This is a genomic window from Nostoc sp., from assembly GCF_036917635.1.
GTDB lineage: Bacteria > Cyanobacteriota > Cyanobacteriia > Cyanobacteriales > Nostocaceae > Nostoc.
The window spans coordinates 1-13900 of sequence record NZ_JBALCW010000040.1; the positions used below are offsets into that span (position 1 = coordinate 1).

The 13900-nt window shown below is 41.8% G+C and carries 8 protein-coding genes; 3 read left to right on the forward strand and 5 right to left on the reverse strand.

Features of this window, described 5'->3' with window-relative positions; translation table 11 throughout:
* Window positions 1-236: 236 nt before the first annotated feature.
* Together V7K32_RS10930 and V7K32_RS10935 are read right to left on the reverse strand one after the other, a co-directional pair.
* Window positions 237-887 (reverse strand): hypothetical protein, encoded by a 651-nt coding sequence (locus tag V7K32_RS10930; protein WP_334993008.1) that lies wholly within the window; start codon window positions 885-887, stop codon window positions 237-239.
* Window positions 888-1089: 202 nt separating this feature from the next.
* Window positions 1090-2190 carry a D-alanine--D-alanine ligase family protein gene (locus tag V7K32_RS10935; RefSeq protein ID WP_334993010.1) on the reverse strand — a complete coding sequence of 367 codons (1101 nt, stop codon included), beginning with the start codon at window positions 2188-2190 and terminating at the stop codon, window positions 1090-1092.
* Window positions 2191-2575: 385 nt separating this feature from the next.
* Between V7K32_RS10935 and V7K32_RS10940 the strand changes: the two genes are divergently transcribed.
* Complete coding sequence (locus tag V7K32_RS10940) at window positions 2576-3994, forward strand: FAD-dependent oxidoreductase (protein WP_334993012.1); 1419 nt, start codon at window positions 2576-2578, stop codon at window positions 3992-3994.
* Between the two features lie 262 nt (window positions 3995-4256).
* Window positions 4257-5948 (forward strand): NAD-binding protein, encoded by a 1692-nt coding sequence (locus V7K32_RS10945; RefSeq protein WP_334993014.1) that lies wholly within the window; start codon window positions 4257-4259, stop codon window positions 5946-5948.
* Between the two features lie 448 nt (window positions 5949-6396).
* On the opposite strand, the gene def is transcribed toward V7K32_RS10945, so the two are convergent.
* The gene (def, locus tag V7K32_RS10950; protein WP_334993016.1) at window positions 6397-6924 is read right to left on the reverse strand and encodes a peptide deformylase; all 528 of its coding nucleotides are present in this window, start codon (window positions 6922-6924) and stop codon (window positions 6397-6399) included.
* Between the two features lie 120 nt (window positions 6925-7044).
* Window positions 7045-8286 (reverse strand): HhoA/HhoB/HtrA family serine endopeptidase, encoded by a 1242-nt coding sequence (locus V7K32_RS10955; RefSeq protein WP_334993018.1) that lies wholly within the window; start codon window positions 8284-8286, stop codon window positions 7045-7047.
* Between the two features lie 163 nt (window positions 8287-8449).
* Here V7K32_RS10955 and dnaA point away from each other — a divergent pair, with 163 nt between their 5' ends.
* A complete protein-coding gene (gene dnaA, locus V7K32_RS10960) occupies window positions 8450-9829 on the forward strand; it encodes a chromosomal replication initiator protein DnaA (RefSeq protein ID WP_334993155.1) in 1380 nt (459 codons plus the stop codon).
* Window positions 9830-10337: 508 nt separating this feature from the next.
* Here dnaA and V7K32_RS10965 read toward each other — a convergent pair.
* On the reverse strand, window positions 10338-13337 hold the full coding sequence (locus tag V7K32_RS10965; protein ID WP_334993020.1) for a zinc-dependent metalloprotease: 3000 nt from the start codon (window positions 13335-13337) through the stop codon (window positions 10338-10340).
* Window positions 13338-13900 lie beyond the last annotated feature (563 nt).

Sequence of the window (13900 nt, forward strand, 5' to 3'; positions counted from 1 at the left end):
GTATTAATATTGAATACCATTGGCGATTTATGTTGTTGATTTAACCATTTTTTTCCACCTATGGGAAATCTACGCATATTACACGATGAAGTGCAGAAAGTCGGTTTACTCAAATACGGGGTGAGGTTGCACCTGCATAACAGCTATATATCTTCTAAATATTAGTAAAGGCACGGTAGAACCGTGCCTTAATTCGCAAAAAATATTATTTGACGGGTTTTTGCTTTATAGGAGATTTAAGACTGGCGTAAAATTGCAGACAGTGAACTATCTTTACGAAGATCCATTAAGTCTGCTAAAGATTCTGTGCGCGTATCCAAGTGGTGCTTATGTTCTGCTGGCAGAACCGTTACCAGATGTTTTGTTTTCGGTTGCACCTGCATAACAGGCATCAGTTGTGAGTGTGGCACAAAGATTGGCTGGTTCTTGGGAAGGCGAGGTTCCAATCTTTGGTAATGGTTCTGTGCCAAGCGGGACTGATGAGGCTTAACCTGTTTTTGGACTTTTTGCGGTTGCTTTCTCCAAGTGAGCATTCGGAAAATCAGCAAACAACCACTACCACAGCACAGGGCGATCGCAGCCACCATCCATAAAGGTGTAGGATTACTATTCTCAGAGGGCGCATTGATTGGTTCTTCAACTATAACTGGGATTTTTTCTGATTCGTCTTGTGTTACCTGTCCAGCATTACCTAAGCTGTACAGGGCAAAGACACCACCTCCTAAAAACATGGCTAAACACCCAGTTAACAATAGCCAAGGATGATGTGCAACCAGATATATCAGAACGTTCGAGCTTTGTTTGAATCTCGATTTCCTGTTTGTCAGCCCTGGAGTAGCCCTTTTTAATTGGGTTCGCTCGCGCTGTACACTCTGACTTTTTTCCATGATTACTTTCAGATTTGTACCCCTCTAGTGAATAAATTGTACTGGAGGAGTCAAGCATCAGGTATCCGTAACAAAAGTTCAGATTCATGTAGCTTTTTTGTAAAATATAGGCTACTAAATCTGGCTAACTTTTGCTAATATTCTGTATTTATTGTGACTTTTGGCGATAAAAATCTAGAAATCAGTTCGCTCATTTTCTCCCTCAGCTAGGAGAATGCCTTTCAATAGCAAGTTGAATTAACCGATCAACTAACTCTGGAAAGGAGACTCCACTATACGCCCAGAGTTGGGGATACATACTAGTCGCAGTAAAGCCTGGTAACGTATTTATTTCATTAATCAAAACTTCTTGTGTCGCTTCCACATAGAAAAAATCTACCCTTGCCAACCCCGCAGCATCAACAGCTGCAAAAGCTTGCAAAGCCATGTCCTGAATTTGACGAGCGATCGCATCTGGAAGCTGTGCCGGTATCAGTAAATCTGCCATACCTTCAGTATATTTAGTTTCATAGTCATAAAAATCGCTGTCATAAGTAATCTCTCCAACGACAGAGGCTTGTGGTTGATCGTTACCTAAAACGGCACATTCGACTTCTCTGGCGACAACACCAGCTTCGACAACCAGCCTTCGGTCATAACTGGCAGCATTATCTAAAGCGGCTTCTAATTCTGGGCGCGATCGCACTTTGGCAATACCCACCGATGAACCCAAATTAGCAGGTTTGACAAAAGCAGGATAACCTAATGCTGCCTCAATGTCATCACACAATTTCGGAAACACGCAAGGATTAGACCAAACTTGGCTTCTAGTTATCGCCTTATATTTTACCTGTGCTAGTCCTGCTTGCTCAAAGGCGATTTTCATGGCGATTTTATCCATCCCCATAGCCGAACCTAACACCCCAGAACCAACAAAAGGGACTTGCATCAAAGTTAGTAACCCTTGAATTGTCCCGTCTTCACCGTTGGGGCCGTGGAGAATGGGAAACCAAACATCCACATTCGCAACTTGAGAGGGAGATTGCCACTTACTCAGGGTTTGGGCTTGAGGGTTGGATGTGAGATTTGCAACAGATGTTGATTCTTCAGATTCCAGTAGCGGACTGCCGGTTTCTAAAACCTTTTCGGGTGCTTCTCCAGCCAGCCAATGTCCATCTTTTTGGATGTAAAAAGGTAATATTTCGTACTTATTAGCATTTTGTTCTGCACTTAAGGCTTTAGCGATCGCCCGTGCTGATTTGATCGAAACTTCATGTTCTCCAGAACGACCGCCAAACAATAACCCCACGCGCAGCTTCGCCATTTTTCCCTTCCTTCACACTTCTCAAGCAGATAGCCTATCACAACTTACAAAAATTGCCATATTTTTCTATATTATTTTATTGCCTTTGTGTAATTACTGGGTTTTTGTCTAGAGTGGAAACATAGCCCTATGGGATTATATTTGTTTTAGCCTTTGACGACACAGGAATATAGAATTAGCGATTTGAAAGGTAAGTAGGTAGGCGTAATTAAATATAAGATCAAAGCTCACCCTCAATCCCTATGCTTATTATTGTCGGGGTCAGCCGGATTGAGGGTGAGATTTTATATTTAATTTGACCAGTTTACTTATAACTCAATCTGTGCAATTTTAATTACACAAGGAATCAGGGCTGAATATAGCTGCAACTAGAGGTAGATATCAGATGAAAACAGACGAACGCCATGCTCTTGTGATTGGGGCAAGTATAGCTGGACTGCTAGCAGCTCAAGTACTGACCAAATACTTTAACCAGGTAACAATTATCGAACGCGATCGTTTGAGCGATCAACCAGAACAGCGCCCAGGTGTACCCCAAGCTCAACATCTCCACATTTTACTTAAACGGGGTTTGGATGTTATGGAACAGCTTTTTCCCGGAATCCAGACAGAATTAGCTGCATCTGGGGCAGTCGCCATTAATGCCAGTGCTGATTACCTGTGTTATGGCTTAGGAGGATGGACACCGCGCTTTAATTCCGATTTGAACGTCTACAGTTTAAGTCGGAATTTGCTGGAATGGATTATCCGCCGTCGATTAGCTGCTAACAACCGTGTTGTCTTTGTGCAAGGTTCCCAGGTTACTAGTTTGCTGTCTAACCCCAACAAACCTCAGGTTACGGGTGTGCAGGTACGCCAAAAAATTGCTCACAGCCAAGATACCTCCTATAGACAAACAGATTTCACTGCTGATTTAGTTGTAGATGCTAGCGGACGTAATTCTCACGCTCCTGAGTGGTTAGAAGCAATGGGTTATACACCGCCAAAAGAAACTGTGATTAATTCCTTTTTGGGGTACGCTAGTGGCTTATTTGAACTTCCCGAAAACTTTCACACTGATTGGCAAGGTGCATTGATAACTGCAAAAGCGCCAGGCACACGCGGTGGTGTGATGTCTACAATTGAAGGAAATCGTTGGATAGTTACACTTATTGGAATTGGTCGAGATTATCCACCAACTGACGAAGCTGGGTTTTTAGACTTTGCTCGGAGCTTACGCAATCCAATTATCTACGAAGCAATACTAGATGCCAAAGCCGTTTCACCCCTGACTGCCTATCACCGCACGGAAAATAGCTGGCATCATTATGAAAAACTGTCGAGATTGCCAGTAGGGTTTGTGGTAACAGGTGACGCTGTTTGTGCTTTCAATCCCGTCTATGGACAAGGTATGACTACAGCGGCTCTAGGTGCATTGACATTGGACGAGTGTTTGAATAAGCAATTATCTCGCCATGCTGATGGAAATCTAGTCGGGCTATCCCAAAGCTTTCAAAAGCAACTTAGCAAAATAATTGTAGTCCCTTGGCTAATGGCAACAGGTGAAGATTTTCGCTGGGATACTACTGTAGGCGGACGACCAAATTTGATCACAAAACTCATGCAGCAGTATCTAGATCAAGTGTTGCTGCTAACTGCTGAAAGCCCTGACATCTACAGGCTTTTATTAGAAGTGATGCACCTACTAAAACCTCCTAGTGTATTTTTCCATACTAATGTCTTTAGGCAGGTGGTACAGCGAATCATCAGGGAGAGTGATAAAAAGTGGAACAGAAGCAAAGACAAGTTGTTGGTAGACCACTGATTTTCTGAACCTTTGGCCTACCCCAAGTGTCTGGCTTAATTCAATGACGAATGATCAATGACGTTAGCGAGTATTCGTTCGCTTTTAGTGTCTAGTAGAGAGCATCATTACGAATTAGGAATTATTTTTATATTTTTTTTCTGCCTCCAGCCGCCAATTGAAACAATCGTGTTGTTAGCTACAGTTATATTTTCGGAAAGTGAGCAACAATATTGAAAATTAACTAGAAGTGCAGCCCTAATTATAAAAATGCTGCCGTTTCATGAAACCTAGAATTATTGTTTGTGGCTTAGGACATACCGGATATAAAATCTTTCGTTTGCTGAGACATCAGGGAGCCTTCGTTGTTGGTATTCATTACCAATCTATCCCTGGCGAAACAGCACAAGATGTGATTGTTGGCGATTTAAAAGCAGCTGCTACCCTCACAGCAGCAGGAATTCAACAGGCACACACTTTAATAATTGCTGGATCTAAAGATGATCTGAATTTGTCTATTATGATGCAAGCGCGGGTGCTGAATCCTCAGATTCGGATTATCAACCGTTTTTATAATACAAATTTGGGAGAGCGTCTAGATCAAAGTTTGCCAGACCATTTAAGTATGAGTGTTGTCGGATTAGCAGCACCCGTATTTACCTTTGCAGCACTGGGAAACCGAGCGATCGGACAAATAAAATTATTTCAGCAAACTTGGCCAATTCACGAAGAATACATTGATGAGAACCACTTGTGGAAGGGTCGAAAGCTGAGTGAATTGTGGTCAGAGCGATCGCGGATGTTGATTTATTACTTGCCAGTAGAAGGTGAGATAGATTTGGTATCAGCTGTCATCTCTGGACAAGAGATAAAAGTAGGCGATCGCTTAATTATTGGCACCCAACCCCGCATCCGTTCTCCGCGAAGATCATTGATTAAAAAACTCCTGAAAGTTTTAACTAATATTAGACTGTTTCAGGAACACGGGCGATCAGTGCTGGTGGGTGCTATTGCACTATTGGCAGTTATTGCGATCGCTACATTCACCTATATGTCGGCTGAGTTGAGTTTGTCTCCTGTCGATGCTCTATATTTTTCTGTAGGCATGATTACTGGAGCCGGTGGTAATGACAAAGTAGTAGAAAATGCTTCTAACAATATTAAGTTATTTACCGTTGTTATGATGCTGGTTGGAGCAGTAGTAATTGGTATTTGGTATGCAATGCTCACCGATTTTGTCTTAGGAAGCCGCTTTAAGCAATTTTGGGATGCAGCCCGAATTCCCCAGCGTTCTCACTACATTGTTTGTGGCTTAAGTGGTATTGGAGTCAGAATTGTTCAGCAACTCCACACCAGTGGATATGAAGTTGTAGTCGTTGAACTCGACCCCAACAACAAATATATCAACACCGCCCGTGAACTCGGTATCCCCGTCATTCAAGGCGATGCTAGCTTCCGCACAATACTTAAAGCCAGCAATATAGACTCTGCCGCCGCAGTCCTTGCTGTTACTAGCAATGATGCTACCAATTTGGAAATTGCCCTCAAAGCCAAAGGTTTGACACCCAGCATTCCGGTGATTGTTCATTATGCTGATCCCGATTTTGCTAGCATAGCGCAACAGCTATTTGGCTTCGAGGCCGTACTAAGTTCAGCTGAACTAGCAGCCCCAGCTTTTGCTGCTGCTGCACTAGGGGGAAGAATCCTCGGCAATGGCATCACAACGGATAGTCTTTGGGTGGCCTTTGCAACTGTGATTACACCTTCACACGTCTTTTGTGGTCAGTGGGTCAAAGATGTAGCCATGTCTGCTGACTGTGTACCTTTGTACGTAGAAACGAATAACAAAACCCTTCACGGCTGGGATTTGCTAGAAACTAATCTCAGTGTTGGCGATGTTTTATATATGACTATGCCAGCTACACGGCTATATCAATTGTGGCGGGACGATCAAATTTGCGAATCACAGACTTGAATAATTCGTAATACCTCGACTCCCTTCTCTTCGAGACGCTGCGCGAACGACTTCGCTCAGGGCAAGTCGCAGTTCGACTGCGCTCACCGTAAACTCGGCACAAGTTCGTAATTCGTAATATCATGTTCGCTTGATTGCTTATTAAACCCGAAGAACCCCAAAAAGCCAAAGCTGCGCTTTGTCTCCCCTGCCCTTAGCAATGCTGTGTATACACAAGTCAAATTACCCCCCTTAATCCCCCCTTGCAAAGGGGGGAAACTGGATTTTCCTGTTCCCTCCCTTTGCAAGGGGAGGGTTAGGGTGGGGTAAAACTGACGCGAAAAACCAGGCAGGTGTGTAAACTATTTCAGACTTGTGTGTACACCGTAGCCTTAGCAAGGGGTGGGGTGCAATGACTGTGGGAATCATAACTAAATTCTCCTAACTTGATATAATTTGTAATTCGTAATTATTTAACGACTCTTTCTTGATATTCCTGCTCAGTAATCATATCAAGAGTGTTTTCTAAGCGATCCACAAATACGATACCATCAAGATGATCGGACTCATGTTGAAAAATTCGAGCGATAAAATCGGTTAATTCTTGCTTTTGTAAATTGCCTTGATAGTCAGTGTATTCTACTTCAATAGATTTATATCGAGGAACTAACCCCCTAATTCCTGGAACACTTAAACAACCTTCCCAATCTTTGACAACTTCAGTTGAATGACCAATAATTTTGGGATTAATCATGGCGGTAGGTTCCATTTCCGGCGCGTTAGGATACCTAGCATTAGGATGGGAAGCCACAATAAATAAACGATAGGATTGTGCTACTTGAGGCGCAGCAATCCCCACGCCGTTCGCCTTGCTAACAGTGGCAATTAAGTCTTCAATTAACTTTTGGATATGCTCATCTTGAATATTCTCAACGCAAGCAGCTTTTTGGCGTAATGTTGGATTGCCTAATTGAATTATCGGCGCTAATTCAGTCATGATAAAACTCCTTTAAGTAATGGGGAAATGGGGAGTGGGGAGTGGGGGATGAGGGAGCATTTAGGCAGGGGAAGAATGACAAATGACAAATGACAAATGACAAATGACAAATGACTAACATCATCCTTCACCTCTCATGGGCAAAGGAGCAGGTTGGACTGCTAATTGGACAGTTTGGCCATTGCGTTCCACTTCTATTGGTAATCTAGCGCCGATTTTGCTATTTTCTACTAGCTTTTGGACATCTTCAATTTTAGTAACAGGCTGGTTATTAATGGTTTTAATCACATCACCGACTCGGAGTCCAGCTGTAGATGCAGGCGATCGCGGGACGATATCAACTAGCAAAACGCCGTCATCTGCTTGTAAGTTTAAGCGATCGCCTGCTGTATTTTTTATTCTTTCTTTAATTTCTGGTGTCAGTGTCACCATCTGAACACCCAAATAAGGGTGATCGACCTTCCCGTTAGCAATTAATTCTTGGGCAATTCTTTGCACAGTGTTTATGGGGATAGCAAATCCCAAACCTTGAGCGCCTCGGATAATAGCTGTATTCATCGCAATTACCTGGCCACGAGTATTTAGCAATGGCCCACCAGAATTACCAGGGTTAATCGCAGCATCTGTTTGGATGTAATCAACCCGCTTGTCGCTAGCACCGATGTCGCTACTAGAACGACCTGTAGCACTAATAATCCCAGAAGTAACGGTATTATTCAAGCCTAACGGGTTACCAATGGCGATTACTGCTTCTCCTGGTTGCAAGGTATCGGAGTTACCCACAGATAGAGTTGGCAGATTATTAGCATTAATTTTGATCGTAGCCACATCAGTTACCGGATCTTCACCCAACACTTTCCCGTCAAAAGTCCGGCCATCTTTGAGTGTGACAGTTACCCTATCAGCACCATCTACCACATGAGAATTGGTGACAATTTGACCTGAAGAATTAATAATAAATCCAGAGCCGCTACCGCGCTCTATCTGTTGTTTAGGCTGTGGCGCATTATTTCCAAAAAACCGTCGGAAAAATGGATCGTTAAATTCGTCTGGTACGCGAGAAGTGATTGTTCGGGAAGAATCAATGCGAACTACCGCAGACCCCACCTGTTGCACTACTTTTACCACAAAATTAGGATCTCCAGACGAAGAAATAATTGGCAAGGGAGCAATTACCGGATTGGTTTCTATTGTCTTTTGGGCTTGAGTCTCGCTTTGTCGTGTCTCAAAGGTTTTAGCAGGTAGAACAGAGCAGCTCCCCAAGAACACCACTGCTAACCCATACGAGAGCATCCATAACCTGTGAGGTAAACCCCTGGTATCAATCTTTTTGGGCGCTAAATCACGGTTTGTTGTCTTCATGTATCGTTGCTTCTCCATATCAATCACTGGTGTTAGGATCTTGCCTAGCGGGTATGTCCCAAAATGATTACAACTTAAAAGCTTATTCTAGGTCTAGCGTGTATGGATGCTAAATTAGTGCTTTCTCTTATATTGTGACGGTTAGCAGCAAAGGTGGTGGATGATGGAAATTCCCATAGAAAGTCTGTGGAGTCAGGTACTAGAGCGCCTACAGCTTGAACTATCCCGGACTACCTTTGAAACTTGGATTAAAACTGCTAGTGCGGAGCGATTAGAAAATAATTGTTTGGTAATCCGTACTCCTAACCCATTTGCTCGTAATTGGTTACAGAAATATTACATTAATACCATTGCTCATGTAGTACAAGATATTCTCGGTCATCCCGTAGGAATTTACATTACTGTTGCTCAAGGTGATGAAGTTTCTCATTTGACTGAACGAGAGGTTTCTTGGCAATCACCACCCAACAGTATTTGCGAAGCTGTTCCTAATCACAATCAAAAAAGTACTCAATTAAACTCTAAATATGTTTTTTCACGATTTGTAGTTGGGGCTAACAATCGGATGGCTCACGCTGCTTCTTTGGCTGTTGCCGAATCTCCAGGTAAAGAGTTTAATCCTTTATTTTTATGCGGTGGCGTAGGTTTAGGTAAAACTCATCTCATGCAGGCTATTGCTCATTATCGCTGGGAAATTTCCCCTAATTGTAAAATATTTTATGTTTCGACTGAACAGTTTACTAATGATTTAATTACAGCGATTCGTAAAGATAGTATGCAAAGTTTTCGAGAGCATTATCGAGCCGCCGATGTTTTATTAGTTGATGATATTCAGTTTCTTGAAGGGAAGGAATACACCCAAGAAGAATTTTTTTATACTTTTAATACTTTACATGAAGCTGGTAAACAAGTTGTCATTGCTTCCGATCGTCCTCCTAACCAGATTCCTAGTTTACAAGAAAGGCTTTGTTCTCGGTTTTCTATGGGGTTAATCGCAGATATCCAAAAGCCGGATTTAGAAACGAGAATGGCAATTTTGCAAAAAAAAGCCGAGGATGAAAATATTAGTCTTCCCCGCGATGTGATTGAGTATATTGCTTCTAATTATACTTCTAATATTAGAGAATTAGAAGGAGCTTTAATTAGGGCGGTGGCTTATATTTCTATTTGGGGCTTACCGATGACGGTAGAAAATATCACACCAGTTTTAGAGCCGCCTAATGAAAAAATGGCAGCTACCCCAGAAGCAATTTTAAAGGTTGTGGCGGATAATTTTGATGTTTCCATAGACGATCTCAAAAGTAACTCACGACGCAGAGAGATTAGCTGGGCGCGTCAAATTGGAATGTATCTCATGCGCCAACACACGTCTCTGAGTTTGCCGAGAATTGGTGAGGAGTTTGGTGGTAAAGACCATACAACGGTAATCTATAGTTGCGATAAAATTACTCAGCTCCACCAGAGCGATCGCACTTTAGCACAAACAATCCGCCAACTGAGCGATCGCATCAATATGACTAGCCGTTCTCAAAAATCATCCTGAAGATGTATTTTAAGTTTTCCACAACCAACACCCTGATAACTAGCATTGATGGCTGAATAATTACTCAAGAATATTAAATAACGGATAAAAATTGATTAAATTTAACTTAAATTGTGGAAAAATCTTACTTCTTGTGGAAAATGTTGGGGAAAAATTGAGATTTTCCTGTTAAAACTTAATTAAGTATAATTACCTTGTGGAAAAATATTTAACTTTTTCCACAAGTTTTCCACAAGGCAAACTTGCCTAATGTATGACTTCAACAGAAATTGTAGAATTTTCTAGAGCGTCGGTCAAGTTAAACAATTTTGGATTTTAGATTTTAGAAAACTCTCTCCTCCTCATTCCTCTGTGTTAATAGTCCCTCTGTGGTTCGTTTAATTTGGGTAATTTATTTCTTAGAAGTCCCTAATCAGATGGAGCAGCAATCACAACATCTAGACCTTATGATTGCTTCATTGGGCTTCTCCTCATTCGCAATGACAATCTATGCGAATTGCGAATTGTTTTAATTCCCTTGTAACGGCGCATTTAAGACTTTCTCGATGCGATCGCGTGTTTCTAATAAGTGCGCTTTGGTGTATTCATCATCTGAATTAACCCCCTTGAGTTTCTCATCCAATTGTTTGAGTTTATACCACGCCAGAGTCCGAGCATCTTCTGGGACATATTCTTTTCGCAACACCATAGCAGTCAAAATATCCAGGTATTGCCGTTGTAAGCCTCGCCGCAAACTAGCAATCTTCATTGGTTTACCTTTTGGTTTGATTACTTCTGTCCAGATATCTGATTGCAAGGTGTCAAATAATTCCGGCAGAGTCAGTGCATTTTCTGGCTTCGTTTTCAGTTCAATATCCTTAAGACGAGAGAGGCGATCGCCTGAGAGTAAATCCCGCAACACAGAACCCTGCATGAATAGCACCAAGTCATGAATTGGAAAATCCAAACGACCGACTTGTGGAGAACTACCCCAATGTCGCCAACGGGAAGGTGCTAATTTATTCAGTAGTTCTGGTGAAAAGCTGAGGGCATCTTCTGCAAATACATATTTTTGTAGTGTTTTTAAAGCCTGTCGTTGTTCTTCAACTGGTACTGGTTCAAATGGTAATCGGTGTTGGCTTCCAGAGGGTATTTCGCTGGGATGGATGCGATAGAAAGACTGTCCCCCAATGTATTTTGTAGTGTAATATATTTGCTGAAAATAGTTACCCAATACCGTGCTAAAACGTTCGCTCACATCGCTGTAACTATCACCAGCTATTGGGTAACGCTTATCGAGACGTTCCCACATCACCCGCGCATTATTCAATTGCCACTGAGAATAAAGCAAGACATTGCCACTGTTATCCCAAGCATCAGAAGTTGGGTCAAGGTCATACATATCTTCGTCTGTGGAATAACTCAACTCTGGCTTATAGGATTGTGCAGCAATTTCTGACAAAATTGGCTTTTCTGCGATCGGAGGTGATGTTTGAATGGGCATGTAGCCATATTTTATCGCCCATTCATCATAAGGCCCTACCATATTGGGAAAATAATCTCCCTGCTTTGTCCCTTGAGGAGCGATATTGGGGGGAATATAATCCATCACCGAAGTTGTCAAACCTTTAGTTTTGGTAATTTCCGTATTATTCATCTCGTCGGGTGGTAGCAGTGTACTACCACGGAAGTTATGGCGTAAACCAAGAGTATGTCCAACTTCGTGAGCGATAATTAAACGTAAATATTGATTGATATATTCTTTCACCTGGTCTGGAGTGGCCATGGTATCTGGCAGCAGTGACATTGCCAGCGAACCAAAGGCAAACTGATTAGCAGCTTCCATGCCATAGCATAAATCGTACTCGCCTGCCATTTTCGATAAACGATTTAACAACCCTTGTTGTGTTTGCGTGTGCTGAGGCACACCGTTATTTTTTGCATCTAAACCATTGGTGCAAAGTAGACGATTTTGCATCAAGGCTGATAGAGTAGTGCGATTTTCAGTTTGGCTAGGTTGGACGATTTTACGATACTCACTCTTAAGCGCCCGCACAAAGCTAGCATCTACGAGAATATCTGCATCCAAAATTTCTCCAGTCAATGGGTTAACGCGAGATGGCCCCATTGCAAAATAACCATCGACTGTGTTGATCCAGCGAATCGTGTTGTAGCGAATATCTGCTGGGTCCCATGTGGCATTATCCGGCATTTGGCGGACTTCGATTGCATCCTTGAATCCAGCTTTCATAAAGGCTTTGTTCCACATTAAAACGCCTTCTTTGAGAGCATCGCGGTACTCTAAAGGCACAGCGTTATCAATCCAAAAGACAATCGGTTTTTTGGGTGGAGAAATTGCTGCTTTCGGGTCTCGTTTTTCCAAATTCCAGCGATTGATGTAGCGGACAAAAGAATCGCCGCGATCGTCTTTGGATAAATCTTGGTAGGCGGTGATGAAATAACCGATGCGATCGTCAGCAAGGCGTGGGCGATAATCTTTATCAGGTAGTTGAGAGAGACTATAGTGGACGCGCAAAGTATAACCACGGTTGTCAGCTAGCGACGCAAAACTTGCAACTTCACTGTTATGGTCACCGCCACCAGAAAAATTTAAAACTGACTCAATTTCTAAGTTTTGGGGAAAAGCTTTGGCAGTACCAAAATAAGATTGATCTGTGGTTGCTGGGACTCCTAAACTTGCAGATAATCCACCTAAGTCTGTCAGTAACAAATCTCCCAAGTCGATCAGAAGAGTTTTGCGTTGTGGATGAATGCTTTTAAGGGGAATGCTGTAGAGAACAGAATCACTAAAAGACCGGGTTAGCGATCGCACCTGCGGATCTCCCTCCCGAGTGCGAAAATTAACATTGCGGATCACAAAGTTTAATTTATCATCTACCCGTTGGAAATAAAACAAAAAATCTTGCAGAGGCATACCACTATAAATACCCCGTTCACCAATACCCGATTCCAGGGTTGCTGTAGCTAAATAATTTTTATTGAGTTGCTCTGGCTTAATTTCTAAATAAATTTTATTCTTCTCTTTATTGCGATATAAGGTAAACAATCCCCCTGACTTTTGGGTATCTTTGATGACTTCATCAAATGACTCTAAATCATCCTTTGTTGGTGTTTTGCTAGGTTTAGGCTTTTCTGCGGGTTTTGCAACTTGCAAAAATGGTTGCTGTCCTGCTTTTTTAAGGTCTTTTACTACCCAAATAAATGGTTGAGGCTGTGCCTGTTTATTTTGATTAACTACCCAAACTTGCCCTGATGGTAGCCTCTGTTTCTGAGGAATATTGAGATTATTTAGCGATAATCCTGAGGTTATTGAAGAAGTTTCTGTTGTTAACTGACTATTGGATTTTTCTCCACTTCTGGCTGTAACTAAGGCTTCTCCAACCTGCACAGCCTTATGGTTGGCTAACAATGTATCAATGTTAACAAATGGTGACTTGGCGCTAGCCGTTGCTATTCCTAAAAACAAACCATGTAACAAAATCATATAAAAAGTTAAACTGTTCTTCATCCCCTGTATCCCCGATAGTTATTCCGTAGTTAATTTTTAACTTTTGCAAAGCTATGTAGCTTGCTTTTTGTCGATTCTCTTAGATGCTTTAGATCGAGCAGCAAACTTTAGACTTCAATTTAAGTTGCCTTTTTTCCGCAATGTTCACGCTGTTATAAGTAAGTAAGCGAGAATAAATTAAACTAAGTTAAGTAATGTAAAAAATATTGAACTTACATCGTAGTAAGGACTTTAGTCCTTATTTTAGGACTAAAGTCCTCACTACGAACCTTTAATTATTTACGTCACTCTACTTACAGTAGGATTTTTCCTAACAATTGCAACTCTCACAAACAGTAAGTATTATTTTTACATGAGACTAGTAAATATCTTAGGTAAAAAAGGATAAAAAATTAGTCAAAGGTGGAAAATTACTTGATTTTTGAAAGAATTTTTCTGATGATACTTGATTTGCATCAGCAGAAGAAACTTGATCTGACTACGGGTTAGCGAGAAGCCGTCCTCCAGGAACACCGTTGGTGTAACCCATCAAGATATGGCCAACCCATGATATTTTTGTGTAG